This window comes from Pseudomonas sp. BP01 (genome assembly GCF_022760795.1).
GTDB lineage: Bacteria > Pseudomonadota > Gammaproteobacteria > Pseudomonadales > Pseudomonadaceae > Aquipseudomonas > Aquipseudomonas putida_Q.
Map to the genome: position 1 here is coordinate 1 of NZ_JAFBKA010000019.1, position 26,756 is coordinate 26,756.

At 63.7% G+C, this 26,756-nt stretch carries 20 protein-coding genes; 13 read left to right on the forward strand and 7 right to left on the reverse strand.

Going from position 1 to position 26,756, the window contains the following annotated elements; genetic code table 11:
* The coding region (locus JOY50_RS17755) for an IS3 family transposase (RefSeq protein WP_135192744.1) at positions 1–108 on the forward strand (108 nt) is incomplete at its 5' end.
* A gap of 143 nt (positions 109–251) precedes the next feature.
* Here JOY50_RS17755 and JOY50_RS17760 read toward each other — a convergent pair.
* Both JOY50_RS17760 and JOY50_RS17765 read right to left on the reverse strand, forming a co-directional pair.
* Entirely contained in the window at positions 252–1,601 is a 1,350-nt protein-coding gene (locus JOY50_RS17760) for an APC family permease (RefSeq protein WP_132842956.1), read from the reverse strand.
* 243 nt (positions 1,602–1,844) lie between these two features.
* Entirely contained in the window at positions 1,845–2,732 is an 888-nt protein-coding gene (locus JOY50_RS17765) for an acyltransferase (RefSeq protein ID WP_243055589.1), read from the reverse strand.
* 182 nt (positions 2,733–2,914) lie between these two features.
* On the opposite strand from JOY50_RS17765, the gene JOY50_RS17770 reads away from it, so the two are divergent.
* From JOY50_RS17770 to creD, 4 genes are all read left to right on the forward strand, one after another.
* Positions 2,915–3,415 carry an ATP-dependent zinc protease gene (locus tag JOY50_RS17770; RefSeq protein WP_019470186.1) on the forward strand — a complete coding sequence of 167 codons (501 nt, stop codon included), beginning with the start codon at positions 2,915–2,917 and terminating at the stop codon, positions 3,413–3,415.
* Between the two features lie 237 nt (positions 3,416–3,652).
* Positions 3,653–4,333 (forward strand): two-component system response regulator CreB, encoded by a 681-nt coding sequence (gene creB, locus JOY50_RS17775; RefSeq protein WP_132842960.1) that lies wholly within the window; start codon positions 3,653–3,655, stop codon positions 4,331–4,333.
* Positions 4,333–5,769, forward strand: coding sequence for a two-component system sensor histidine kinase CreC (gene creC / locus JOY50_RS17780; RefSeq protein WP_243055590.1), 1,437 nt, complete (start codon positions 4,333–4,335; stop codon positions 5,767–5,769). The genes creB and creC overlap by 1 nt, the downstream gene beginning before the upstream one ends.
* A 200-nt stretch (positions 5,770–5,969) precedes the next feature.
* The gene (gene creD, locus JOY50_RS17785) at positions 5,970–7,298 is read left to right on the forward strand and encodes a cell envelope integrity protein CreD (RefSeq protein ID WP_132842964.1); all 1,329 of its coding nucleotides are present in this window, start codon (positions 5,970–5,972) and stop codon (positions 7,296–7,298) included.
* A gap of 142 nt (positions 7,299–7,440) precedes the next feature.
* Here the strand turns inward: creD and JOY50_RS17790 are convergent, their stop codons facing one another.
* The 5 genes from JOY50_RS17790 to aceE all read right to left on the reverse strand — a co-directional run bounded on the left by JOY50_RS17790 (position 7,441) and on the right by aceE (position 16,253).
* The gene (locus JOY50_RS17790) at positions 7,441–8,064 is read right to left on the reverse strand and encodes a glutathione S-transferase (RefSeq protein WP_019470529.1); all 624 of its coding nucleotides are present in this window, start codon (positions 8,062–8,064) and stop codon (positions 7,441–7,443) included.
* Positions 8,065–8,067: 3 nt separating this feature from the next.
* Entirely contained in the window at positions 8,068–8,736 is a 669-nt protein-coding gene (gene msrA / locus JOY50_RS17795; protein ID WP_132842966.1) for a peptide-methionine (S)-S-oxide reductase MsrA, read from the reverse strand.
* Positions 8,737–8,904: 168 nt separating this feature from the next.
* Positions 8,905–11,592, reverse strand: a complete 2,688-nt coding sequence (locus JOY50_RS17800) for a bifunctional diguanylate cyclase/phosphodiesterase (RefSeq protein WP_132842968.1) — start codon at positions 11,590–11,592, stop codon at positions 8,905–8,907.
* A 361-nt stretch (positions 11,593–11,953) separates the two neighbouring features.
* Entirely contained in the window at positions 11,954–13,594 is a 1,641-nt protein-coding gene (gene aceF / locus JOY50_RS17805) for a dihydrolipoyllysine-residue acetyltransferase (RefSeq protein ID WP_132842970.1), read from the reverse strand.
* A gap of 13 nt (positions 13,595–13,607) precedes the next feature.
* A complete protein-coding gene (gene aceE, locus JOY50_RS17810) occupies positions 13,608–16,253 on the reverse strand; it encodes a pyruvate dehydrogenase (acetyl-transferring), homodimeric type (protein ID WP_019470533.1) in 2,646 nt (881 codons plus the stop codon).
* A gap of 383 nt (positions 16,254–16,636) precedes the next feature.
* On the opposite strand from aceE, the gene glnE reads away from it, so the two are divergent.
* The 8 genes from glnE to JOY50_RS17850 all read left to right on the forward strand — a co-directional run bounded on the left by glnE (position 16,637) and on the right by JOY50_RS17850 (position 26,754).
* Complete coding sequence (gene glnE, locus JOY50_RS17815; RefSeq protein ID WP_243055591.1) at positions 16,637–19,570, forward strand: bifunctional [glutamate--ammonia ligase]-adenylyl-L-tyrosine phosphorylase/[glutamate--ammonia-ligase] adenylyltransferase; 2,934 nt, start codon at positions 16,637–16,639, stop codon at positions 19,568–19,570.
* A gap of 223 nt (positions 19,571–19,793) precedes the next feature.
* On the forward strand, positions 19,794–20,843 hold the full coding sequence (gene waaF / locus JOY50_RS17820) for a lipopolysaccharide heptosyltransferase II (protein ID WP_132842975.1): 1,050 nt from the start codon (positions 19,794–19,796) through the stop codon (positions 20,841–20,843).
* Positions 20,844–21,902, forward strand: a complete 1,059-nt coding sequence (waaC, locus tag JOY50_RS17825; RefSeq protein WP_132842977.1) for a lipopolysaccharide heptosyltransferase I — start codon at positions 20,844–20,846, stop codon at positions 21,900–21,902.
* A complete protein-coding gene (locus JOY50_RS17830; RefSeq protein WP_138736492.1) occupies positions 21,902–23,026 on the forward strand; it encodes a glycosyltransferase family 4 protein in 1,125 nt (374 codons plus the stop codon). The genes waaC and JOY50_RS17830 overlap by 1 nt, the downstream gene beginning before the upstream one ends.
* Entirely contained in the window at positions 23,023–23,829 is an 807-nt protein-coding gene (gene rfaP, locus JOY50_RS17835) for a lipopolysaccharide core heptose(I) kinase RfaP (RefSeq protein ID WP_132842981.1), read from the forward strand. The genes JOY50_RS17830 and rfaP overlap by 4 nt, the downstream gene beginning before the upstream one ends.
* Entirely contained in the window at positions 23,829–24,563 is a 735-nt protein-coding gene (locus tag JOY50_RS17840; protein ID WP_019470539.1) for a lipopolysaccharide kinase InaA family protein, read from the forward strand. Before rfaP ends, JOY50_RS17840 begins: the two co-directional genes overlap by 1 nt.
* Positions 24,560–25,312: a lipopolysaccharide kinase InaA family protein gene (locus JOY50_RS17845; protein WP_132842983.1), complete on the forward strand. Its 753-nt coding sequence runs from the start codon at positions 24,560–24,562 to the stop codon at positions 25,310–25,312. The genes JOY50_RS17840 and JOY50_RS17845 overlap by 4 nt, the downstream gene beginning before the upstream one ends.
* Positions 25,312–26,754: a lipopolysaccharide kinase InaA family protein gene (locus JOY50_RS17850; protein WP_132842985.1), complete on the forward strand. Its 1,443-nt coding sequence runs from the start codon at positions 25,312–25,314 to the stop codon at positions 26,752–26,754. The genes JOY50_RS17845 and JOY50_RS17850 overlap by 1 nt, the downstream gene beginning before the upstream one ends.
* The last annotated feature ends 2 nt before the right edge of the window (positions 26,755–26,756 follow it).

Sequence of the window (26,756 nt, forward strand, 5' to 3'; positions counted from 1 at the left end):
GATTACATCGAGATGTTCTATAACCCAAAACGTCGACACAGCAGTGCTATGCAGCTGTCTCCAGTAGAGTATGAGAAACGCTATTTCCTGAGCTTGGAGAGTGTCTAGGAAACCAGGGGCGATTCAGCCCATAAGGGCTGTAGGCGCGCGGAACGTACATAGTGTCTGATCTCGCAAGACGGGTATGCCTTAAGTCTTGAGGTTTGCGAGGGTGCGTGCAACTAGCAGAATTGTCAGTACTCGTCGCCGTTTCAGGCGGCTTCGGTGAAGTCCACTAGTCTCATCGGGCGGCGGAAGCCGGCAGTCAGTGTCGCCAGATAGGCCAACCCCAGCGCAAACCAGCACAGACCAATCACCAGCGTCAGCGCGGACAGGCTGGTCCACAGCCACAGTGTCAGCGCCAACCCCACCAGCGGCACCACGCCATAGTTCAGCAGCCCCTTGGCATTACGCTGGCTGGCATCATCCATCAGATGCGTCTTCACCACCGCCAGGTTCACCGCCGAGAACGCCACCAGCGCACCAAAGCTGATCAGCGAGGCGAGGGTAGCCAAGTCGATCACCAGCGCCAGTAGCGAGAACGCCGACACCAGCAAGATAGCGAACACCGGCGTGCCAAAGCGCGGCGACAGGTAGCCAAAGCTGCGCCGTGGCAGCACGTTGTCGCGGCCCATGGTGAACAGGATGCGCGACACCGCCGCCTGCGAGGCCAGCGCCGAACCCAGGCTGCCTGCAACATAAGCGGCGGTGAAGAAGTTGGTAAGGAACTGCCCGCCAGCCTTGAACATCACTTCGTTGGCCGCTGCATCGGCGTTGGCGAAGCTGCTGCCTGGCAGCACCAGTTGGCTGACATAGGCCAGCAGGGTGAACAGCAAGCCGGCAAACAGGGTGGTGAGGATGATCGCCCGTGGCACATCGCGGCGAGCGTCGCGGCATTCTTCGGCCAGGGTCGACACAGCGTCGAAGCCCAGGAACGACAGGCACAGCACCGCCGCGCCAGCCATCAGGTGGCCGAAGCCCGGTTTGCTGCCGTCACCCAGCAGCGGCGATAGCAGGTCGAGCGGCTGGCCGGCTAGCGTTTGGCAGGACAGCGCGACAAACACGCCGATGAACACGATCTGCGCGCCGACGATCAGGTTGCTGGTCTTGGCCACCGAGTTGATGCCGACCACGTTCAGCACTGTCACCAGGGCGATGCAGGCGAGCACGAAGGCCCAGGCGGGCACTGCCGGGAAGGCGATGTTGAGGAACAGGCCGATCAGCAGGTAGTTGATCATCGGCAGAAACAGGTAGTCGAGCAGCAGCGACCAGCCGGCGAGGAAGCCGATGTTGGGGCCGAAGGCCATGTTGGTGTAGGAATATGCCGAGCCCGCCACCGGGAAGCGTTTGACCATGAAGCTGTAGGACGCTGCGGTAAACAGCATGGCCACCAGGGTGACAAGGTAGGCGCCGGCTGTGCGCCCACCAGTGAGTTCGGTGACGATGCCGTATGTGGTGAAGATGGTCAGCGGGACCATGTAGACCAGGCCGAAGAACACCAGGGCGGGCAGGCCGAGGACACGGCGAAGCTGGGCGGGGGTAGAGCTAGGTTGGTTGGCCATTGATCGATCCAGGCTTTTTGTAATTGTGCTTTGATCGATTTTTATCCACTTAGGTGGGGTGTGACAAAGAAGTAATCCTAATGTTGATTATTAGCCTGGGTTTTAATGGGGATTGTGCTTTGCCTGTTCTGGCCTCTTCGCGGGTAAACCCGCTCCCACAGGTACTGCACTGCCTTTGAGTGCGGCGCCCTCCCTGTGGGAGCGGGTTTACCCGCGAAGAGGCCAGGTCAGACGATAAACATATCAGCCCATTTCGGCCTTAAGCTGCTCGATCCGCTGGTCCTTCGCCGACCACAGCTGGTTCACCCAGGCCTGTACGGTCTGCCGGAACTCGGGGTTATTCTCGTAATCCCCCGCCCACAATGCCGGGTCCAGCTCTCGCACTTGAATGTCGATAATCACCCGGCTAATGCTGCCATTGAGCAACGCCCAGAACCCCGGTGCCTGGTTGCCGGGGTACACGATGGTCACGTCCAGCAGGGCATCCAGTTGTTCACCCAATGCCGCCAGCACAAACGCCACGCCGCCAGCCTTGGGCTTGAGCAGGTAGCGATACGGCGACTGCTGTTCCTGGCGCTTGGCTTCGGTAAACCGGGTGCCCTCCAGGTAGTTCACCACGGTCACCGGCTGGCGTTTGAACAGCTCGCAGGCCGCCTTGGTGATTTCCAGGTCCTTGCCCTTGAGCTCGGGGTGCTTTTCCAGAAACGCCTTGCTGTAGCGCTTCATGAACGGGTAATCCAGCCCCCACCAGGCCAGGCCCAGCAGTGGCACCCAGATCAGCTCTTTCTTCAGGAAGAACTTGAAGAACGGCGTGCGGCGGTTGAGGCTTTCGATCAACGCGGGGATGTCGACCCAGCTCTGGTGGTTGCTTACCGCCAGGTAGGAGGTGTCCTTACGCAGGTTCTCGACGCCGCGGATGTCCCACTTTGTAGGAATGCACAGGGCGAAGATGGCCTTGTCGATTTCCGACCAGGTTTCGGCCACCCACATCACTGCCCACGAGGCATAGTCGCGGCCACGGCCCGGTAACACCAGCTTGAGCAGGGCAAAGACCAGCAGCGGGCAGATCAACACCACAGTGTTGAGCAGCAGCAGGGTGGTAGTAAGAATGCCGGTCAGCAGGCGACGCATAAAGAGACTCTTGTTGTGGGAAATAAACGGCTGGCAATGATAAGCAGGGCAGTGGCCTACGCCAAATGTCCAATGCCCTGCGGCGGCAACAAATGTTTCACATTATGTTGATTAGGCTTGTGACAGCGAACCTATCCTGCCAGTGCAGTCTAAGCACTGACCCTTCTCAAGGAAGCCTGCTTGTGAAATCTCTGTTTGCCATGTTGTCACTGTTGGCGCTGCCAGTAATGGCCGCCGAACCTACGATCTACGGCCGGTACGAGAACATCGCCCTGCCCGAGTTGGGCGAAACCCTGAAGGCCAAGATGGACACCGGTGCTTTCACCGCGTCGCTGTCGGCCAAGGACATCGAGCTGTTCAGCCGCGATGGCGACGAGTGGGTACGTTTCCGCCTGGCGACCAAGGACTCGGACGGCAAGGTGTACGAGCATAAGGTCTCGCGCATCAGCAAGATCAAGGGCCGTGCCGATGAGGAGGAAGAGGGCGATGCGCCGGAAATTTCCAAGCGCCCGGTGGTGGACCTGGAGCTGTGCCTGGGTGATGTGAAGCGCACCGTTGAAGTGAACCTTGTGGACCGCAGCAGCTTCAACTACCCGCTGCTGGTGGGGTCCAAGGCGCTGCGCGAGTTCAAGGCGGCGGTCAACCCGGCGAAGAAGTTTACCGCTGGCAAGCCTGACTGCTGATTCGGGATGCCTGCACCGGCCCCTTCGCGGGCACGCCCGCTCCCACAGGATAGCGCTGCTCTCGAGGGCTATGCAGTACTTGTAGGAGCTGGCTTGCCTGCGATGGGCCGCAAAGCGGCCCCATGATCTCAGCGCTGAAGCAGACATTGCCGGGGCCGCTCTGCGGCCCTTTCGCGACACAAGGCCGCTCCTACACAATAGTGCGTCGCCATCGACATCTGCACAGGCCGCGCATCCATGCCCCATATTCTTATCGTCGAAGACGAAGCCGCCATCGCCGACACTCTGATCTACGCCCTGCAGGCCGACGGCCACACCACCGAATGGGTGACCCTGGGCAGCGCCGCCCTCGACCAGCAGCGCCAGCGCCCGGCCGACCTGATCATCCTCGACATCGGCCTGCCCGACATCAGTGGCTTCGAAACCTGCCGGCAATTGCGCCGTTTCAGCGAGGTGCCGGTGATGTTCCTCAGCGCCCGTGACGGTGAAATCGACCGGGTGGTGGGCCTGGAAATCGGTGCCGACGACTACGTGGTCAAACCCTTCAGCCCGCGAGAAGTGGCGGCGCGGGTGCGGGCGATCCTCAAGCGCATGGGCCCCAGGGCCGACCCGGCCACCGATACGGCGTTGTTCCAGCTCGACACCCTGCGCATGCAGATCACTTATCGCGGCCAGCCACTCACGCTGACCCGCCATGAATTTCGCCTGCTGCAATCGCTGCTGGAGCAGCCGCAGCGGGTGTTCAGCCGAGAACAGCTGCTTGATGCCCTGGGGGTGGCCTCCGACGCAGGGTACGAGCGCACCATCGACAGCCATATCAAAAGCCTACGCGCCAAGCTGCGCCAGGTCGCGGGTGACGCCGAGCCGATCCAGACCCACCGCGGCCTCGGCTACAGCTACAGCCCGGACGATGCCTGATGCGCCTGGGCATCCGGATCTTCCTGGTGTACTTCCTGTTCGTCGGCCTGGCGGGCTACTTTCTGCTCAACACGGTGCGTGAACAGATACGCCCGGTGGTACGCCAGTCTTCCGAAGAAACACTGGTCGACACCGCCAACCTGCTGGCCGAGATCCTGCGCGATGACGTCAAGGCCGGCACCTTGAACCAGAGCCGCCTGCCACAAGTACTCAAGGCCTACGGCTCGCGCAGCCCTGGCGCGCAGATCTGGGGCCTGGCCAAGAACCAGGTCAGCCACCGCATCTATGTGACTGACGCCAAGGGCATCGTGCTGCTGGACTCCAGCGGTGAGGCGCTAGGCAAGGATTACTCGCAGTGGAATGACGTGCTGCTGACCCTGCGCGGCCAGTACGGCGCCCGCTCCACCCGCAGCGACCCCAATGATGAAAGCACCTCGGTGATGCACGTTGGCGCACCGATCATCGACGACGGCAAGGTCATCGGCGTGGTCACCGTGGCCAAACCCAATAGCTCGCTGCAGCCGTACATCGACCGTTCCGAGCAGCGCCTGCTCACGCTGGGCCTGGGGCTGATCGGCCTGGGCTTGCTGATTGGCGCGGCGCTGTCGTGGTGGCTGGCGCGCTCGCTGCGCCGGCTGGCGCGTTATGCCCAGGCGGTCAGTGAGGGTGAGCGGGCTGCGTTGCCGCACTACAAGGGCGGCGAACTGGCGCACCTGGCCCAGGCGGTGGAACGCATGCGCACCCAGCTGGAGGGCAAGGCTTATGTCGAGCGCTATGTGCATACTTTGACTCACGAGCTGAAAAGCCCGCTGGCGGCCATCCGTGGGGCTTGCGAGCTGTTGCAGGACGAGGGCATGCCCGCCGACCAGCGCGCGCGCTTTGCTGGCAATATCGAGCGCGAGAGCGAGCGCTTGCAGCAGATGGTCGAGCGCCTGCTCAACCTGGCCAGGGTCGAGCAGATGCAGGCCCTGGAGGATGAACAGCAGGTGGCGCTGGCGGCGCTGGTGGACGAGTTGCTGCTGGCCCATGGGGCGCGGATCGAAGGCGCTGGTTTGCACGTGCGTCAGCGGGTGCCGGCGGGTTTGCGTTTGCTGTGTGATCCGTTCCTGATGCGCCAGGCGCTGGCCAACCTGCTGGATAACGCACTGGATTTCACCCCCGCCGGTGGCGCACTGCTGTTTGACCTGGAGCGCGATGGCGAGCGGGTAGCATTGAGCCTGTTCAACCAGGGGCAGGCGATACCGGCGTATGCCATCGGACGGGTCAGCGAGCGGTTCTACTCGCTGCCGCGGCCGGGGAGCGGGCGCAAGAGCACCGGGCTGGGGCTGAATTTTGTGGCCGAGGTGATGCAACTGCATGGCGGGTCGTTGGCGGTGGATAACGTCGATGGCGGGGTGCGGGTGCGGTTGTGGCTGCCGGTGCGGCGTATCAGCTGAGATAGCCGGGGCTGCTTTGCAGCCCATCGCCGGCAAGCCAGCTCCCACAGGTACTGCGCAGGTTTCCGGCCTTGTGCTGGACCTGTGGGAGCTGGCTTGCCGGCGATTTGGCCCTTGAAAGTACACACGATCTCCACACAAGCTCCCCAAAGCCTCCACGCAAGGCGCAGACACTGCGCCCACTGCCACTGGAGGCCCCAATGAACAAGACCCTCGGTTACAAACTCGGCATGATCGCCGTGCTCATATTGCTGCTGCTCATTCCGCTGCTGCTGATCAACGGCCTGATCGATGAACGCCAGGCCCTGCGTGACAACGTGCTGCGCGACATCGCCCAAAGTGCCAGCTTCGACCAACAGCTCAGCGGCCCGCTGCTGGTGGTGCCGTACCGCAAGTACCAGCGCCGCTGGATCGAAAAGGACGGCGAGCGCACCCAGGAAACCAGCACCGTTGCCGGCCACCTGTACTTCCTGCCGGAAACCTTCGCCGCCGACCTGGGCGTGGACACCGAACTGCGTGCCCGCGGTATCTACCAGGCCCGGCTGTTCCACGCCAAGGGACGTATCAGCGGCCGCTTCAAGCTCCCGGTGCGTTGGGGCATCGACAAGGACTTCGACGACTACCGCTTCGACAAACCCTTCCTGGTGGTGGGCATCAGCGATATCCGCGGCATCGAGAATGGCCTGGAACTGAGCATGGACGAGCACAAGGTGCCGTTCGAGGCAGGCACCCAGCTCGACTGGATGCGCGGTGGCGTGCATGCCAGCCTGCCGGGGCTGGACGGTATGCAGGCACGGGAATTCAGCTACGGCTTCGACCTTGCTTTGCAAGGCACCGGCCAGTTGCACATCGTGCCGGTGGGCCGCACCAGCAGCGTGGACATGCGTGCCAACTGGCCGCACCCGAGCTTCGTCGGCAGCTATCTGCCCAACCGCCGCGACATCGATGCGCAAGGCTTCAGCGCCCACTGGCAGACGTCGTTCTTCGCCACCAACCTCGAAGATGCCCTGCGCCAATGTGCCACCGCCGGCCAGTGCGAAGACTTCAGCGAGCGCAGCTTCGGCGTGAGCTTTGTCGACCCGGTGGACCAGTACCTGAAGAGTGAGCGGGCGATCAAATACGCGTTATTGTTCATCGCGCTGACCTTTGCCGGCTTCTTCCTGTTCGAGGTGCTGAAAAACCTGAGTGTGCACCCGGTGCAGTACATCCTGGTGGGCGTGGCGCTGGCGTTCTTCTACCTGCTGCTGTTGTCGTTGTCCGAGCACTTAGGCTTTGGCCTGGCCTACGGGCTGTCGGCTTCGGCGTGTGTGCTGCTGATCGGCTTCTACCTGAGCCATGTGTTGCGCAGCCTGGGGCGAGGGGTTGGGTTTGCGGCGGGGCTGGCGGCGCTGTATGCGATGCTCTACGGGCTGTTGAGTGCCGAGGACTATGCGCTGCTGATGGGGTCGCTGCTGTGCTTTGGTTTGCTGGGGGTGTTCATGGTGCTGACCCGGCGGCTGGACTGGGCGCGGGTGGGGAGGTCGGCATGAGGGAGGACAGAGAAATCGGGCGGTCGCTGGCCCTCAGGATTGGGCAGCTGTTTCCTGCATTACCTAGGTGAAGCTTTCGCGGGCACGCCCGCTCCCACAGCACTCTACCTGTGGGAGCGGGCGTGCCCGCGAAGAGGCCCTGTCAGGCCACTGGAGATGTGGCGACCATCGACGGCCGCTTGGCCACCTCGGCATACCATGCCGCCAGGCCTGGCTGGCGTTCACGCCAGCCAAACTCCGGCTGACGCAAATCCAGATACCCCAGCGCACAGGCCACGCCAATCGCCGCCAGGTCGAACCCGGACACCAGCTCGGGCAGGTGCTCCTGCTCCAGGTTGGCCAGGCTACGGCGGATCTTGTCACCCTGCGCCTGCAACCAGCCATCCCAGCGTTTGTCTTCTGGCCGCAGGAAGCTTTCATAGCGCGACGACACTGCTGCATCCATGATCGCATCGGCCTGCGACACCAGCGTCATGCGTCGCCAGCGCGCCGAGCCTTCACGGGGCAGCAGCGGCAGGCCGACGTGTTGCAGGTCTAGGTATTCGCAGATCACCCGGCTGTCATGCAGCACAGTGCCGTCGTCCAGGCGCAGGGCCGGGATCTTGCCGATCGGGTTGTCCTGGTTAAGCTGCGGGTCGCCGCTCACCGGGCTGATGTTTACCGCTTGCAGCTTTACACGCTCAAGCTGCGAGGTCTCGTGCAGCACCACCATGACCTTGCGCACGAAAGGCGACAATGGTGAGTGGAACAGGGTCATCGTGGCCATGGTTCAGTTGCCCTGCAGGCTGGGTGGCAGGCATACACCGGTGCCGCCGATGCCGCAGTAGCCTTGCGGGTTCTTGGCCAGGTACTGCTGGTGGTAGGCCTCGGCGAAGTAGACGGTCGGTGCCTGGTCGATCTCGGTGGTGATTTCACCGAAGCCGGCCTTGTTCAGTTCCGCCTGGAAGGCGTCGCGGCTGGCCCTGGCCTGGTCCAGCTGTTCAGGGCTGGTGCAGTAGATGGCCGAGCGGTACTGGGTGCCGACGTCGTTGCCCTGGCGCATGCCCTGGGTCGGGTTGTGCAGTTCCCAGAACATCGCCAGCAGCTCGCGGTAGCTGACCTTGTCCTTGTCGAACACCACCAGCACCACTTCGGTGTGGCCGGTCAGGCCCGAGCAGACTTCTTCGTAGGTAGGGTGGGGGGTGATGCCGCCGGCGTAGCCGACCACGGTGCTCACCACACCTTCACGCTGCCAGAAGCGCCGCTCTGCGCCCCAGAAGCAACCCAGGCCGAAGATGGCGAAGTCGATGGCGCCTTCGAAGAAGGGGCCGAGCAGCGGGGTGCCTTCGAACACGTAGTGGAACTCGGGCAGGCTCATTGGCGTTTCGCGGCCAGGCAGGGCCTGTTCCGCAGTTGGCAGGACGTTTTTGTTCACCAGGATTTCCGAACGCAGGACCATGGCCGTTCCTCTGTGTTTATTCAGTGGGATAGGTGTTGGGGCCATCGCCGGCAAGCCAGCTCCCACAGGGATATCACAGGTCTGGAAACCTGTGCGGTCCCTGTGGGAGCTGGCTTGCCGGCGATAGGGCCCGAATAGGTTCTATAGTGCCCGAGGATTACGCCGCTGTCAGGCCACTGGTCCGCGCGGATAACGCTTCAGCCGCTCGGCCAGCTCGCGCCCGGGAATCGGCCGGTCGAACAGGTAGCCCTGGCCCACATCGCAGCGGTGCCGACGCAGGAACGCCAGCTGCTCCGGCGTCTCGATACCCTCGGCCACCACCTTCAGCTTGAGGTTGTGGGCCATGGCCACCACCGCCGAGGTGATTTCCATGTCGTCCTGGTTGTCGGGGATTTCGTTGATGAAGCTGCGGTCGATCTTGAGTATGTCGATCGGAAACTTCTTCAGGTAGCTCAGCGACGAATAACCGGTACCGAAGTCGTCCATGGCCAGGGTCAGGCCCAGGGCCTTGAGCTCGTCCAGCTGGCGGTGGGTGTCTTCGCTGGCTTCCAGCAGCAGGCCCTCGGTAAGTTCCAGCTCCAGCAAGTGCGGGGGCAGGGCTTCCTCCTTGAGGATGCTGCTGATCGACGCCACCAGGTCCGGGTCGGAAAACTGCTTGGGCGACAGGTTGATGGCCACGTGCAGGTTGCCCAGGCCGGCCTCGCGCAGTTGCTTGCTCATGCGGCACGACTGGCGTACCACCCACTTGCCGATGGGTATGATCAGGCCGGTTTCTTCTGCCACGCTGATGAACTGGTCCGGGCGGATCATGCCGCGCTCGGGGTGGTTCCAGCGCAGCAATGCCTCCAGCCCCAGCAGGCGGCCGCTGCGCAGGCAGATCTTGGGCTGGTAGAACACCTCCAGCTCGTTCTGGGTCAGGGCGCGGCGCAGGTTGTTCTCGACGAACAGCTTGTAGCTGGCCTCGGCGTTCAGCACCTCGGTAAACACCTGTACCTGATGCTTGCCGTTGGCCTTGGCCTTGTGCAGCGCAAGGCCGGCGTTTTTCATCAAGCTGGCGGGGTCGACGCCGTGCAGCGGTGCACAAGCCAGGCCTACCGAGGCGGTGACGTTGATCAGCTGGTTGTCGACGAACATCGGCTTGTCGAGTGTGCTCAGCAACTGCAGCGCAACGCCCTGGCCATCTTCCAGGCTGGTGTCATCGAGCAGCACGGCGAACTCGTTACTGGCAAAGCGCGCCAGGATGCCACCGCTGTGCAGGCTGTTGCGCAGGCGCCGGGCCAGGCTGATCAGCAGCTTGTCGCCGGTCTGGTGGCCGAGGCTGTCGTTGATGCGCTTGAAGTTGTCGATGTCTACCAGCAGCAGGCACATCGCGCTTTCGCCATCACGCACAAAGCGCTCGTCCAGGCTGCGGATGAACGCCGGGCGGTTGCCCAGGTTGGTCAGGTTGTCGGTGTAGGCCAGGCGCTCGATGCGCTGCTGGGCCAGCTTGGTCTGGGTGACGTCTTCGTAGATGCCGATGTAATGGGTCAGCTCACGGTTGTCGCCGTACACCTTGGAAATCGACAACTGGCCCCAGTAGGGCTCCAGGTTCTTGCGCCGGCTCTTGAACTCGCCCTGCCAGCTATTGCCCATGGCCAGGCTGGAGGGCGAGTCGAACAGCAGTTCGCTCAGGTTTTCCAGTGCCGGCAGCTCGCCCAGCTGGCGGCCTTGCACTTCGTCGGTGCTGTACTGGGTGATGGCGGTGAAACTTGGGTTGACGTACTCCACCCGGCCATCGCGATTGACCAGCAGGAAGGCGCTGGCGCTTTGCTCCACCGCACGCTGGAACAGGTGCAATGCGCTGGCCGCAGCGCGCCGGTTGTGGTTGGTGATGACCTGGGCGAACTGGTCGGCCAGCTCGCCGGCAAAGGCAATCTCGTCCGATTGCCAGGCCCGAGGCTGGCCGCTCTGCTCCAGGCACAGCACGCCGACCACCTGGCCATCGACGCGGATACTGGCATCGAGCATGGCCTTGTTTTCGGGGCGCAGGCTTTGCGTCAGGGCGCGGGTGCGCGGGTCGTGGCCGGCGTTGTGGGCGTCGATGGCGCGGCTGGCGTGCAGCGCCTCGAGGTAATCGGGGAAGCGGCTGGCATCGATGGCTTCGGGCTGGCGATGCTCCTGCGCGTCGCGGTACCACGCGGTGATCGGTTCCAGGCGCTGGTCGTCCAGATGCCAGATGCTGGCGCTGTCGACCTTGTAAATTTCGCAGGCGCTCTGGGTGATCAGCTGGGCGGCTTCCAGCAGGGAGTTCTCGGCGCTGTAGCGCTGGCGCGCCAGGCGCAGGATCAGGTCCTGCTGGCCGCGTACCCGCTCCAGGTGTTCCAGTTGTTCCTGCTGGGCACGCTGGTTCAGTTGCAGGGCCAGTTGCAGGCGGTTGTTGCGCGACTCCAGGTCGCTGGCACTCTCGCCTGCGTCGTCGGGCTGGTCGTCGAGCACGCTCAGGTAACCGCGCAACAGCTGGCGGTTGTGCTGCTTGTAGGCTTCACCGGTTTCCAGCAGGCGCAGCGAGGTGGTTGGCGTGTGCAGGGAGTAGCGCACGCGGTAGTAGCCGCGCTGGGCCAGTTGCAGCTGGATCTCGTCGTGCAGCCGGTAGCGGGCCTCTGGCTCCATCAGGCTGGCGTAGGGCGCGTCCACCAGGGCACACAGGTCGGCGGCGTGCAGGCCAAACTGGCGCTCGCAGGCCGGGTCAAGGTAGAGCATGGACCAGGTGGCTTCGTTGAGCCTTTCGAAACGCAGCATACCGAGCCGCGAGGGCACGGGTAACGGCGTGACGACCTCGGCCGCCACACGGCTGGCGGCATCGGGTTGGCTTTTCATCGAAGACTCGCTTGAACAGGGAGCGCGGCCTTGTAGCGGCGGCGGATTCGGCAAGGTTGCATCATGTCCCGAGGGCTGGCAAGCGGCCATGCTTGATGCTGTGGACAGGTTATCGGCTGACGTGGCCGATTCTGTAGTTTGGCTGGAGATTTTGGGGCCGCTTTGCGGCCCATCGCGACACAAGGCCGCTCCTACAGGGAACCGTGATCGCCTTGTAGGAGCGGCCTTGTGTCGCGATGGAGGGCGAAGCCCTCCCAGCTTTTTCCAGGCAAAAAAAGCCCCGCCAATTGACGGGGTTGAGGTACGAGCGTGGCAGCTCGAAAAGGGTACTGCCCCTCGCAAGGAGGGGCAGCGGGCTGCCTTACAGCAGCATGGTGCGGATATCGCCCAGCACGTCGCCCAGGCGCTTGGTGAAGCGCGCGGCGGCAGCGCCGTTGATCACACGGTGGTCGTAGGACAGCGACAGCGGCAGCATCAGCTTCGGCTGGAAGGCCTTGCCATCCCACACTGGCTGCATGGTCGCCTTGGAGACGCCCAGGATAGCCACCTCAGGCGCGTTGACGATCGGCGTGAAGCCGGTGCCGCCAATGTGGCCGAGGCTGGAGATGGTGAAGCAGGCACCTTGCATGTCGTCGGCCGACAGCTTTTTGGTGCGCGCCTTCTCGGCCAGTGCAGCGGCTTCGGCAGCCAGTTGCAGCAGGCTCTTCTGGTCGACGTTCTTGATCACAGGGACCAGCAGGCCGTCCGGGGTGTCCACGGCGAAGCCGATGTGCACGTACTTCTTGCGGATGATGGCTTTGCCGCTTGGTGCCAGCGAGCTGTTGAAGTCCGGCAGTTCCTTGAGCAGGAAGGCGCAGGCCTTGAGCAGCAGTGGCAGCACGGTCAGCTTCACGCCAGCTTTTTCGGCCACGGCCTTCTGCGCAACGCGGAAGGCTTCCAGCTCGGTGATGTCGGCGGAGTCGAACTGGGTAACGTGTGGCACGTTCAGCCAGCTGCGGTGCAGGTTGGCGGCACCGACCTGCATCAGGCGGGTCAGGGCCACTTCTTCCACTTCACCGAACTTGCTGAAGTCCACTACCGGGATCGGCGGGATGCCAGCACCACCGGTTGCACCGGCGGCTGCCGGGGCTTCCTTGGCCTTTTGCATCATCGCCTTGACGTAAACCTGCACGTCTTCCTTCAGAATACGGCCGTGCGGGCCGGTGGCAGCCACTGCGCCCAGCTCGACACCAAATTCACGGGCCAGCTGACGAACGGCCGGGCCTGCGTGAACCTTGGCGTTGTTGCCAGCAGCTGGTGCGGTAGCAGCCGGTGCAGGGGCAGCAGCAGGGGCAGCAGCGGCAGGCGCGGCGGCTGGAGCAGCCTCAGCCTTGGCTGGCGCCGGTGCAGCAGCAGGTGCCGGCGCAGCAGCCGCGGCAGCGCCCGCGACTTTCAGCTTGAAGATCAGGTCGCCAGTGCCGACTTCGTCTTCCAGCTTGCACAGTACTTCTTCGACCACGCCGGCAGCCGGCGACGGGATTTCCATGGAGGCCTTGTCGGACTCCAGGGTAATCAGCGACTGGTCGGCTTCGACGGTGTCGCCGACCTTGACCAGCACTTCGATGATCTTGGCCTTGCCCGACGAACCGATGTCCGGCACGTGGATGTCCTGCACGCTGGCAGCAGCCGGGGCTGCGGCGGCGGCAGGCGCGGCGGCTTCAGCGGCTGGCGCTGGAGCAGCAGCCGGGGCAGCGGCCGCGGCCGGAGCCTCAGGCGCCGCAGCAGCGGCACCCTCGACTTCCAGCACCAGCAGCTCGTCGCCTTCTTTCAGGCGGTCGCCCAGCTTGACCTTCAGCTCCTTGACGATACCGGCCTTGGGGGCCGGGATCTCCATGGAGGCCTTGTCGGACTCCAGGGTCAGCAGGCTCTGGTCAGCCTCGATACGGTCACCGACCTTGACGAACAGCTCGATGATTTCACCTTCACCGCTGCCGATGTCAGGTACGCGAATGAGTTCGCTCACTTAAAAATACTCCTCAGCAGTCCAGTGGGTTGCGCTTGTCCGGGTCGATGCCGAACTTGACGATGGCGTCAGCCACAACCTTGGGTTCGATCTCGCCACGGTCAGCCAGGGCTTCCAGGGCAGCCAGTACCACGAAGTGGCGGTCGACTTCAAAGAAGTGACGCAGCTTCTTGCGGCTGTCGCTGCGACCGTAACCGTCGGTACCCAGGACCTTGAACTCTTTGCTCGGCACCCACTGGCGAATCTGCTCGGCGAACAGCTTCATGTAGTCGGTGGAGGCGATGACCGGGCCTTTGCGACCGTTCAGGCACTGCTCGACGTAGGTCTGCTGTGGCTTCTGGCCAGGCTTCAGGCGGTTGGCGCGCTCTACGGCCAGGCCGTCGCGACGCAGTTCGTTGAAGCTGGTGACGCTCCACACGTCGGCACCGACGTTGAACTCTTCACGCAGGATCTTCGCCGCTTCGCGGACTTCGCGCAGGATGGTGCCGGAGCCCATCAGCTGTACGTGGTGCGCGGCTTCGCGGGTGTCTTCTTCCAGCAGGTACATGCCCTTGATGATGCCTTCCTCGACACCGGCCGGCATGGCTGGCTGCTGGTAGGATTCGTTCATCACGGTGATGTAGTAGAAGATGTCCTGTTGCTCTTCGGTCATCTTCTTCATGCCGTCCTGGATGATCACCGCCAGCTCGTAGCCGTAGGTCGGATCGTAGGTGCGGCAGTTCGGGATGGTACCCGCCATCATGTGGCTGTGACCGTCTTCGTGCTGCAGGCCTTCACCGTTCAGGGTGGTACGGCCGGCGGTACCGCCGATCAGGAAGCCACGGGTGCGGCTGTCGCCAGCGGCCCAGGCCAGGTCGCCAATGCGCTGGAAGCCGAACATCGAGTAGAAGATGTAGAACGGCAGCATCGGCTGGTTGTGGCAGCTGTACGAGGTACCGGCAGCGATGAACGACGACATGGCGCCGGCTTCGTTGATGCCTTCCTCGAGAATCTGGCCCTTCTTGTCTTCGCGGTAGAACATCACCTGGTCTTTATCGACTGGCTCGTAGAGCTGGCCGACCGACGAGTAGATACCCAGCTGGCGGAACATGCCTTCCATACCGAAGGTACGGGCTTCGTCCGGGATGATCGGCACGATGCGCTGGCCGATTTCCTTGTCCTTGACCAGCTGCGCCAGAATACGCACGAAGGCCATGGTGGTGGAGATTTCGCGGTCGCCCGAGCCGTCCAGGATCGCTTTCAGCGTTTCCAGGGATGGGGTCGGTACGCTGAAGCTCTTGGCACGGCGCTGTGGTACGAAGCCACCCAGGGCTGCGCGGCGCTCGGCCAGGTACTTGGCTTCGGCAGAACCTTCTTCCGGCTTGAAGAACGGCAGGTTCTCCAGGTCGGCATCCTTGACCGGGATGTCGAAGCGGTCACGGAAGTGACGCAGGCTGTCGACGTCGACCTTCTTGGTGTTGTGCGCGGTGTTCTTGGCTTCGCCAGCACCGGTGCCGTAACCCTTGATGGTCTTGGCCAGGATGACGGTCGGCTGCTCTTTGTGGTTCACAGCCTGGTGGTACGCCGCGTAGACCTTGTACGGGTCGTGGCCGCCACGGTTGAGCTTCCAGATCTCGTCGTCGGACAGGTCTTCGACCATGGCCTTGAGCTCTGGGGTGTTGAAGAAGTTCTCACGAACGTACGCGCCGTCTTTGGCTTTGTAGTTCTGGTACTCGCCGTCGATGACTTCGTCCATGCGGCGCTGCAGGGCACCGTTGGTGTCCTTGGCCAGCAGTGGGTCCCAGAAACGGCCCCAGACCACTTTGTTGACGTTCCAGCCACCGCCACGGAACACGCCTTCGAGTTCCTGGATGATCTTGCCGTTGCCACGAACCGGGCCGTCGAGGCGCTGCAGGTTGCAGTTGATGACGAAGATCAGGTTGTCCAGCTTCTCGCGGCCGGCCAGGGCGATTGCGCCCAGGGATTCCGGCTCGTCGCACTCGCCGTCGCCCATGAAGCACCAGACCTTCTGCTTGCCGGCCGGGATGAAGCCACGGGCTTCCAGGTACTTCATGAAGCGCGCCTGGTAGATGGCCTGGATCGGGCCCAGACCCATCGATACGGTCGGGAACTGCCAGAAGTCAGGCATCAGCCATGGGTGCGGGTACGAAGACAGGCCGTTGCCGTCCACTTCCTGACGGAAGTTGTTCATCTGGTCTTCGTTGATGCGGCCTTCCATGAAGGCGCGGGCGTAGACGCCTGGCGAAGCGTGGCCCTGGAAGAAGATCAGGTCGCCGCCGTGTTCTTCGGTCGGCGCCTGGAAGAAGTAGTTGAAGCCGATGTCGTACAGGGTGGCGCTGGAGGCGAAGCTGGAGATGTGTCCGCCCAGGTCCGAGTCTTTCAGGTTGGTGCGCATGACCATGGCCAAGGCGTTCCAACGCACCATCGAGCGAATGCGGCGTTCCATGAACAGGTCGCCAGGCATGCGTGCTTCGTGGGTGACAGGGATGGTGTTGCGGTATGGCGTGGTGATCGCATACGGCAGCTGGGAGCCACTGCGGGTGGCCAGCTCGCCCATACGGGTCATCAGGTAATGAGCGCGGTCTTCGCCTTCTTTGTCGAGGACCGACTCCAGGGCATCCAGCCATTCCTGGGTTTCGATTGGATCGAGGTCTTGCATGGCTTGCTCCAGGGCGGAAAGGCAACCAGAATCGATTGCCTGAGATTGCGACTGGCCTTATGGGCAGACGTCGTGAATTCTTGGATTACCGGGGTGTCATCCGGCGCCGTGTAGTTTTACTACATTTGCTTGCGCATTTCATGCTTTTGCACGACATGGGTAGTAGTAAAACTACATTTCTGCGACGTTTGGTCGCACCTTGGCTTGTGAGGAAAAACGTTCATGGTGGTTGGCATTGTGACGCGAACGGGTACTTCTTGATGTTTGTTGCCAAGTTTTCGTTTTTTTCAGCTATTTCCAACTTTTGTACGACAGTCCAACCGTGGTCCGGCTTCCCCTTGGCCGCTTTTTCCCTTCTATTTCACGCCGATCAAGGATAGACCATGCGCCTGCCTTTGCCGTCCGATCTGCCCGCCACCCTCCAGCCATTGGTCGCTCGCAACCAGCAATTCCTCAACGATGCAGTGGCCGCGCACCCCGACCTCGACCTGAATGCCTGGGCCCCGGTGCACCGGCAACAATTCGACCAGGTTGCCGCAGCCAGCGACTTTGTCCTTGGCCTGGCCCAGCGCGAGCCAGCCATGCTGTTCGACCTGCTGGCCACTGGTGAGCTGGAGCGGCGTTACGCGCCGGGGGAACTGCGCGGGCAAATTGCGGCGGCTGCCCAGGCGGCGCAGAGCGACGACGAGCTTGCACGTAACCTGCGCCGTGCGCGCAACCGTCAGCAGCTGCGCATCATCTGGCGCGACATCACCCGCCAGGCAGAGCTTGGCGAAACCTGCCGCGACCTGTCGGACCTTGCCGATGCCGCCATCGACGAAGCCTACCAATGGCTGTATCCGCGCCATTGCCAGCAGTTCGGCACGCCCATCGGCAACCGCAGCGGCCAGCCGCAGCACATGGTGGTGCTGGGCATGGGCAAGCTGGGGGCGGTGGAGCTGAACCTGTCGTCAGACATCGACCTGATCTTCGGCTTCCCCGAAGGGGGTGAAACCGAAGGGGTAAAGCGCTCGCTGGAAAACCAGGAGTTCTTCACCCGCCTTGGCCAGCGGCTGATCAAGGCGCTGGACCCGGTGACCGTCGACGGCTTCGTGTTCCGCGTCGACATGCGCCTGCGCCCCTATGGCTCGGCCGGCGCACTGGTGCTCAGCTTCAATGCCTTGGAGCAGTACTACCAGGACCAGGGCCGTGACTGGGAACGCTACGCGATGATCAAGGCGCGGGTGGTGGCTGGCGACCAGGCGGCCGGCGCGCAGTTGCAGGAAATGCTGCGGCCGTTCGTGTACCGCCGTTACCTGGACTTTTCCGCAATCGAAGCGCTGCGCACCATGAAGCAGCTGATCCAGCAGGAAGTGCGGCGCAAGGGCATGGCCGACAACATCAAGCTGGGTGCCGGCGGCATCCGCGAGGTGGAGTTCATTGCCCAGGCCTTCCAGCTGATCCATGGCGGGCGCGACCTCAGCCTGCAGCAACGGCCGTTGCTCAAGGTGCTGGCCACCCTCGAGGGCCAGGGTTACCTGCCGCCGGCAGTGGTGGCCGAGCTGCGCGAGGGCTATGAGTTTCTGCGCTATACCGAGCACGCCATCCAGGCCATCGCCGACCGCCAGACGCAAATGCTGCCCGAAGGCGAGACTGACCAGGCGCGGGTGGCCTACATGCTCGGCTTTGCCGACTGGCAGAGCTTCCACGACCAGCTGATGTACTGGCGTGGCCGTATCGACTGGCACTTCCGCCAGGTGATCGCCGACCCGGATGACGAAGACGGTGAGGGCGAACTGGTGGTGGGGGGCGAATGGTCGCCGCTGTGGGAGCAGGCGCAGGACGAGGAAGCCGCTGGCCGGCAGCTGGAAGAGGCCGGTTTCAAGCAGCCCGTCGAAGCCCTGCGGCGCCTGGCCGGGTTGCGCTCCAGCCCGCAGCTGCGCTCGATGCAGCGTATCGGCCGGGAGCGCCTGGATGCCTTCATCCCACGGCTGCTGGCCCAGGCGGTGGAACATGACAACCCTGACCTGGTGCTTGAACGCGTGTTGCCGCTGGTCGAGGCCGTGGCGCGGCGTTCCGCCTATCTGGTACTGCTGACCGAAAACCCGGGCGCCTTGCGCCGCCTGCTGACGTTGTGCGCCGCCAGCCCGTGGATTGCCGAGCAAATTGCGCTCTACCCGCTGTTGCTCGACGAACTGCTCAATGAAGGCCGCTTGTTCAGCCCGCCCCTGGCCCCAGAGCTGGCCAGCGAGTTGCGCGAACGCCTGACGCGCATCCCCGAGGACGACCTGGAGCAGCAGATGGAAGCGCTGCGCCACTTCAAGCTGGCGCACAGCCTGCGCGTGGCGGCTTCGGAAATCAGCGGCAACCTGCCGTTGATGAAAGTCAGCGACTACCTGACCTGGCTGGCCGAAGCCATCCTCGACCAGGTGCTTGCCCTGGCCTGGCGCCAGACCGTGGCCCGCCACGGCCAGCCCAAGCGCAGCGACGGCAGCCTGTGCGACCCAGGGTTCATCATCATTGGTTACGGCAAGGTCGGCGGCCTGGAACTGGGCCATGGCTCGGACCTGGACCTGGTGTTCATCCACGACGGCGACCCGCAGGCGGAAACCGACGGCACCAAGCCCATCGACAGTGCGCAGTTCTTCACCCGCCTGGGCCAGCGCATCATTCACTTGCTGACCACCCAGACCAACTCGGGCCAGCTGTACGATGTGGACATGCGCCTGCGCCCGTCCGGTGCTTCCGGCCTGCTGGTCAGCTCGCTGGGCGCATTCGAGCGCTACCAGCAGAACGAGGCCTGGACCTGGGAGCACCAGGCCCTGGTGCGGGCCCGCGTGCTGGTAGGTTGCAAGCAGGTGGGCGCGGCATTCGAAGGCGTGCGCGCCAATGTGCTGGGCCAGGCGCGCGACCTGGAAAAACTGCGCACCGAAGTGAGTGAAATGCGCGCCAAGATGCGCGGCAACCTCGGTACCAAGGCCACGGCTGCCGGTACCGCAGCCAACGCCTTCGAGGCCGGTGTGCCCTTCGATATCAAGCAGGATGCCGGCGGTATCGTCGATATCGAATTTATGGTGCAATACGCCGCTTTGGCTTGGTCCCACGACCATCCGGCCATACTGCGATGGACCGATAACATCCGCATTCTGGAAGAGCTGGAGCAGGCGAGCCTGATGCCGGCCAGTGACGCGGTGCTGTTGCGTGAAGTGTACAAGGCGTTCCGCTCGGCCTCGCACCGCCAGGCCTTGCAGAAGGAGGCCGGGGTGATCGATGCGACGCAGTTTGCCGATGAACGCCGCGAAGTGCGGCGGATCTGGGGTGAACTGGGGTTGACCTGAAGGCGCCGCAGGCCCTGTGGGAGCGGGTTTACCCGCGAAGCAGGCACCGCGGTGTCTGGCACGGGCTTCGCCCGTGTTCGCGGGTGAACCCGCTCCCACAGGGGCTGCGATCAGCCATGGATCTGCCTGAGTGGTACACTGTCCGCCACATAGCCTGAATATAAAGAGGGGAGGCCAGGCTGTACCGCAGCCTGTAGCCTCCCCGAGCGTTTCTGGACTAAGCATGAGAATACTGATCATTGGCCCCAGCTGGGTCGGCGACATGGTGATGGCGCAGACCTTGTTCCAGTGCCTGAAACAGCAGCACCCCGACTGCGTGATCGACGTGCTGGCACCCGAGTGGAGCCGGCCGATCCTGGAGCGTATGCCCGAAGTACGTCAGGCCTTGAGCTTCCCGCTCGGCCACGGCGCACTGGAGCTGGCCACGCGCCGGCGCATTGGCAAATCCCTCGTCGGCCAGTACGACCAGGCCATTTTGCTGCCCAACTCGCTGAAGTCGGCATTGGTGCCGTTCTTTGCTGGCATCCCCAAGCGTACCGGCTGGCGCGGTGAACTGCGCTTCGGCCTGCTGAACGATGTGCGCAAGCTGGACAAGGCCCGCTACCCGCTGATGATCGAGCGCTTCATGGCCTTGGCCTACGCGCCCGGCGCCGAGCTGCCGCAGCCGTACCCGCGCCCCAGCCTGCAGATCGAAGCGCAAAGCCGCGATGCTGCACTGGCCAAGTTCGGCCTGGAGCTGGACCGCCCGGTGCTGGCGCTGTGCCCAGGCGCGGAGTTTGGCGAAGCCAAGCGCTGGCCGGTCGAGCATTACGCTGCCGTGGCCGATGCGATGATCCGCCAGGGCTGGCAGGTGTGGCTGTTCGGCTCGAAGAACGATCACCCGGTTGGCGAGCAGATCCGTGACCGGCTGATCCCGGGGTTGCGCGAAGAATCGTCCAACCTGGCCGGTAAAACCTCGCTGGCCGAGGCCATCGACCTGATGTCCTGTGCCCATGCCGTGGTGTCCAACGACTCCGGCCTGATGCACGTGGCCGCAGCGCTGAACCGCCCGCTGGTGGCGGTGTACGGCTCCACCTCGCCCGGCTTCACCCCCCCGCTGGCCGACCAGGTGGAGGTGGTGCGCACCGGTATCGAGTGCAGCCCATGCTTCGATCGTACCTGCCGCTTCGGCCACTACAACTGCCTGCGCCTGCTGGAACCGGGCAAAGTCATCGCCGCCCTGCACAGCCTGAGCGGGCCGGACCTGATCGATACCGTGGCCGAGGTCGACTAAGTGCGGGTACTGATCATCAAGACCTCGTCGCTGGGTGATGTGATCCACACCCTGCCGGCGCTTACCGACGCCGCCCATGCCATCCCGGGCATCCGTTTCGACTGGGTGGTGGAGGAAGGCTTCGCCGAAATCCCCAGCTGGCACCCTGCGGTCGACCAGGTTATCCCGGTGGCCATCCGCCGCTGGCGCAAGAACCTTTGGCAAACCCTGAAAAGTGGCGAGTGGAAGGCCTTCAAGCAGCGCGTGCGTGCGCGCAAGTACGACCTGGTGATCGACGCCCAGGGCCTGGTCAAGTCGGCTTGGCTGACCCGCTACGTGAAGGCCCCGGTCGCCGGCCTGGACCGTTACTCGGCCCGCGAAGGCTGGGCCAGCCGCTTCTATGACCGGCGCCTGTCGGTTGCCACCGGCCAGCACGCGGTGGAGCGGGTGCGCCAGCTGTTCGCCATGGCCCTGGCCTACGACTTGCCAGAAGGCATTGGCGATTACGGGCTGGACCTGGAGCGCCTGCAACTGCCGCCCGCCGCGCCTTATGTGGTGTTTTTGCATGGCACCACCTGGGCGACCAAGCACTGGCCTGAAGCCTACTGGCGCGAGCTGGCCGAGCGCATGGGCCGGCGCAAGCTGGAAGTGCGCCTGCCCTGGGGCAACCCGGCCGAGAAGGCGCGGGCCGAGCGCATTGCCCAGGGCTTGAACAACTGCCAGGTGCTCCCCAAATTGAACCTTGCCGGCGTTGCCCGTGTATTGGCGGCGGCAAAAGCTTGTGTGGCGGTCGATACCGGCCTTGGCCACCTGGCAGCGGCACTCGATGTGCCGACCATTTCGCTGTTCGGCCCGACCAACCCGGGCCTGACCGGTGCCTACGGACGGACCCAGATTCACCAGGCCAGTGACTGGCCTTGCGCTCCCTGCCTGCAGAAGAAGTGCACCTATAAACCGAGCGCAGACGACCTGCGCCGGTTCGATCTGAAACGCGAGTGGCCGCTGTGTTTCACTCGCCTGAATCCCGAGCATGTGGCGGGCCGCTTGAGCGCGTTGCTGCTGGCTGAGGATGTCCGTTGATGCAACTGGCTTTCGTGCTTTACAAATATTTCCCCTTCGGCGGGCTGCAGCGCGATTTCATGCGCATTGCCCTGGAATGCCAGAAGCGGGGCCACCAGATCCGTGTGTACACGCTGATCTGGGAGGGTGACATTCCGCCTGGCTTCGAAGTGCTGGTGGCGCCGGTGAAGGCCATTTTCAACCACCGTCGCAACGAGAAGCTCAGTGCCTGGATGGCCGCCGACCTGGCCAAGCGCCCGGTCGACCGCCTGATCGGCTTCAACAAGATGCCGGGGCTGGACGTGTACTACGCCGCCGACGGCTGCTTCGAAGACAAGGCGCAGACCCTGCGTGGCGGCCTGTACCGCCGCTGGGGCCGCTACCGGCATTTTGCCGAGTACGAGCGTGCGGTGTTCGGCAAGGACGCCCACACCGAAGTGCTGATGATTTCCGAGGTGCAGCAGCCGCTGTTCATCAAGCATTACGGCACCCCGGTGGAGCGCTTCCACCTGCTGCCGCCGGGCATTTCCCAGGACCGCCGCGCGCCGGCCAATGCCGCTGAGATCCGCGCCGGGTTCCGCAAGGAATTCAACCTGGGCGATGACGACCTGTTGCTGGTACAGATTGGCTCTGGCTTCAAGACCAAGGGTGTGGACCGCAGCCTCAAAGCGCTGGCCGCGCTGCCCTCGGCCCTGCGCAAACGCACGAAGCTGATGGTGATTGGCCAGGACGACCCCAAGGTGTTCCAGCTGCAAAGCGCCACCCTGGGCCTGGGTGACCAGGTGCAGTTCCTCAAGGGCCGCAGCGACATCCCGCGCTTCCTGCTGGGTGCCGACCTGCTGATTCACCCGGCGTACAACGAGAACACCGGCACGGTGCTGCTTGAAGCGCTGGTGGCTGGCCTGCCGGTGCTGGTGTCCAAGGTGTGCGGCTACGCCCATTACATTGCCGAGGCCGATTGTGGCCTGGTGCTGGACGAACCGTTCGAACAGGACCAGCTCAACGGCTACCTGCAACGCATGCTCGAAGACCCGCAGGCCCGCGCCAGCTGGTCGCGCAACGGCCTGGCGTTTGCTGAAACCGCCGATCTGTACAGCATGCCGCAGCATGCTGCCGACGTGATCCTGGGGCAGAAAACCGCATGAAGCTGATACTGGCCGAACCGTTCAAGCGCCTGTGGGCCGGGCGTGATGCCTTCGATGCCGTAGAAGCGCTGCAAGGCGAGGTTTATCGCGAGCTGGAGGGGCGCCGCACGCTGCGTACCGTAGTGGCTGGCGAGGGCTTTTTCGTCAAGATTCACCGCGGCATCGGTTGGGGCGAGATCTTCAAGAACCTGCTCACCGCCAAGCTGCCGGTGCTGGGTGCCGGCCAGGAATGGCGGGCTATCCAGCGCCTGCACGAGGTGGGTGTGCCGACCATGACCGCAGTCGCCTATGGCGAGCGTGGCAGCAACCCGGCCACGCAGCACTCTTTCATCATCACCGAAGAGCTGGCGCCGACCATCAGCCTGGAAGACTTCAGTATCGACTGGGTCAAGCAACCGCCTGAGCCGCGCCTGAAGCGTGCGTTGATCACCGAAGTGGCGAAGATGACCGGCGGCATGCACCGCGCCGGGGTCAACCATCGCGACTGCTACATCTGCCACTTCTTGCTGCACACCGACCGCCCGGTGACGGCGGATGACTTCAAGCTGTCGGTCATCGACCTGCACCGCGCCCAGACCCGCGCGACCATCAGCCGCCGCTGGCGCGACAAGGACCTGGCCGCGCTGTACTTCTCGGCGCTGGACATCGGCCTTACCCAGCGCGACAAACTGCGCTTTTTGCGGGGTTACTTCCAGCGCCCGCTGCGCCAAGTGCTGAAGGACGAAGCGCAGTTGCTCGCCTGGCTTGAGCGCAAGGCGCAGAAACTCTACGATCGCAAGCAACGCTACGGGGATGCACTCTGATGGCGGGTTGGACACTGGCGCCAGGCTATGAACACCTGGCGGTGGACTTCGGCAGCCTCGATGCGGTATTTGCCCTGCAAGGCGAACGCCTGACCCGCGACCCGCTCAGCGAAGTGGTGCGCATCGAGCGTGACGGGGTCAATTACTACGTCAAGCGCTACACCGGGGCTGGCAAGCACATGCGCCGCTACCTGGGCCGGCCGCGTATCAAGGCCGAATGGCAGAACCTCAAGCAGTTCGCCAAGTGGGGTATCCCTACCGCCGAAGTGGTGGCCTGGGGCCTGGAGCGCAATGGCCTGGCCTTTGGTCGCGGGGCTATGATCACGCGCGAGCTGCCGAACACCGAAGACCTGTCTGCGCTGGCCGAACGCAACGATGCACGCCTGGCGGACCGGGCCTGGGTTGACCATGTCAGCCGTCAGCTGGCGCGCCATACCCGGGTGATGCACGAGCACCGCTTTGCTCACAATGACCTGAAGTGGCGCAACCTGCTGGTCGACGACCAGGGCACGTTATTCTTCATCGACTGCCCCACCGGCGACTTCTGGCGCGGCTTCATGTGGCGGCACCGGATGATCAAAGACCTGGCCTGCCTGGACAAAGTGGCCAAATACCACCTGTCGGCCACCCAGCGCCTGCGTTTCTATCTGCAGTACCGTGGCCGCGACCGGCTGAATGTGCGTGACAAGAAACGCATTCGTCAGGTGCTGGGCTTTTTCGAGGGAAGGGAATGACCGATTACCTGGCCAGCGCGGACCTCGCGCTGCTCAAGCGCCATGGCCTGGACGACTTCGAGGCGCTGTGGGCGCTGCAACTGGACGCCGTGGACGAACCCAACACCGGCCGTGGCGGCTGGAGCAGCGTGTTCCGCCTGGAGCTCGAAGGCAAGGGCTACTACCTCAAGCGCCAGAGCGACTACCTGACCCGCACCTTGCACCGGCCGTTTGGCGAGCCCACTTTCGCCCGCGAATTTCGCAACATCAGCCGCTACCAGAAGCTGCACATCCCTGCCTTGCAGGCGGTGTTCTATGGCGAGCGCAAGCAGGGCGGCAAGCACCGGGCCATCCTGATGACCCGCGCGCTGGACGAGTGGGCCGACCTCGACAGCCTGCTGGCGCAGTGGCCACAACTGGGCGATGCCGAACGCAAAGGTATCCTGCAGGCGTGCGGCCAACTGGCGCGCACCCTGCACAACGCCGGCCAGGTGCATGGCTGCTTCTACCCCAAGCACATTTTCTTGCGCCAGCGCCGTGAAGGCTGGGACGCGCAACTGATCGACCTGGAAAAGACCCGGCCATTATTTTTCGGCATGCGCGACCGCCTCAAGGACCTGGAGCCGCTGCTGCGCCGCGCCCGGGCCTGGAGCGAGGCCGATGTGCGCACGGTGCTGGCGACCTACCTGGGGCAGCCGGCTGACAGCACGCTGGTCGATGACTGGCTGCAACGCCTGACGCAACGGCGTCGTGAGAAAGAGGCCCGCTGATGCGTTTGTCTGAACTGAAGGATGCCGGGCGCAGCCCGTCGTTGCCCCTGAGCATCAGCTTGGCGGATGCCGCCGGCAGCGCTGACCTGCAACTGCTCAGCCTGCTGCGCGTGCTTCCAGGCCAGCGGTATGTTGGCGCGGGTGTGTGGCGCGGTACCCCGGTGCTGGCCAAGCTGCTGGTGGGCGGTAGCGCCGCCCGGCATTTCCAGCGCGAACTGCAGGGTGTGAAGCTGCTGGCCGAGCAAGGCCTGACCACGCCAAAACTGTTGGCCGATGGCCTCAAGGAAGGCGAGGGAGGCTGGCTGCTGTTCGAGTTCCTTGACGGTGCCCAAAGCCTGGCCGATGCCTGGGCGGCGGTGGAAAACCTGCCGGTGTTGGCTGACGAACAGCACCTGGTGTTGGGCGAAGCGCTGACTGCTGTCGCGCACATGCACGCCCAGGGCCTGTGGCAAGAAGACCTGCACCTGGACAACCTGCTGCGCCAGGGCGGCAAGCTTTACCTGATCGATGGGGCCGGCATCAAGGCTGAAACGCCGGGCCAGCAGCTGTCACGCCCACGGGTACTGGAAAATCTCGGCGTCTTCTTTGCCCAGCTGCCCAAGCGCCTGGAACCGTTTATCGAAGAGCTGTTGGTGCACTACCTGCTGGCCAACGCCGAGCATGCGTTGCCACTGGAAGCCCTGCAAAAGCAGGTGGACAAGGTGCGCAACTGGCGCCAGAAGGACTACCTGGACAAAGCGGGCCGCGAGTGCAGCCTGTTCAGCGTCCAGCGCAGCCTCTCGGGCTTGCAGGCAATCCGCCGCAGTGAGGTGCAGGCCATGCAGCCTGTGCTGGAGCAGGCCGATGCGCTTATCGACAAGGGCCATCTGTACAAGACCGGTGGCGCCGCCAGCGTGGCGCGTATCGAGGTGAACGGTCGCAAGCTGGTGCTCAAGCGCTACAACATCAAGAACACCGCGCACTGGTTCAAGCGCTTCTGGCGCCCTAGCCGGGCCTGGCATTCGTGGATCGAAGGCCACCGCCTGGAGTTCCTTGACATCGCCACCCCCAAGCCGTTGGCGGTGCTGGAGCAACGGGTCATGGGGCTGCGCAGCCGTGCCTACCTGGTCACCGAGTATGTCGATGGCCCGGACCTGACGGCATGCTTTGCTCCCTACGTTGAAAACGGCGATGCGCCCGAGGAGCAGGTGGATGCCCTGGTGCAGGTGATGCAACAGCTGATTCGCGAACGCATCAGCCATGGCGACTTCAAGGGCCACAACTTGTTCTGGGACAATGGCCGGTGGTCGCTGATCGACCTCGACGCCATGTGCCAGCACGCCACCCAGCTCAGCTTCGCCCCGGCCTATGCCCGTGACCGGGCACGGCTGTTGCGCAACTGGCCCAGTGGCAGTGCCTTGCACCAGCGGCTGGACCGTTTATTGCCGAAGCTGGGTGAGTGAGG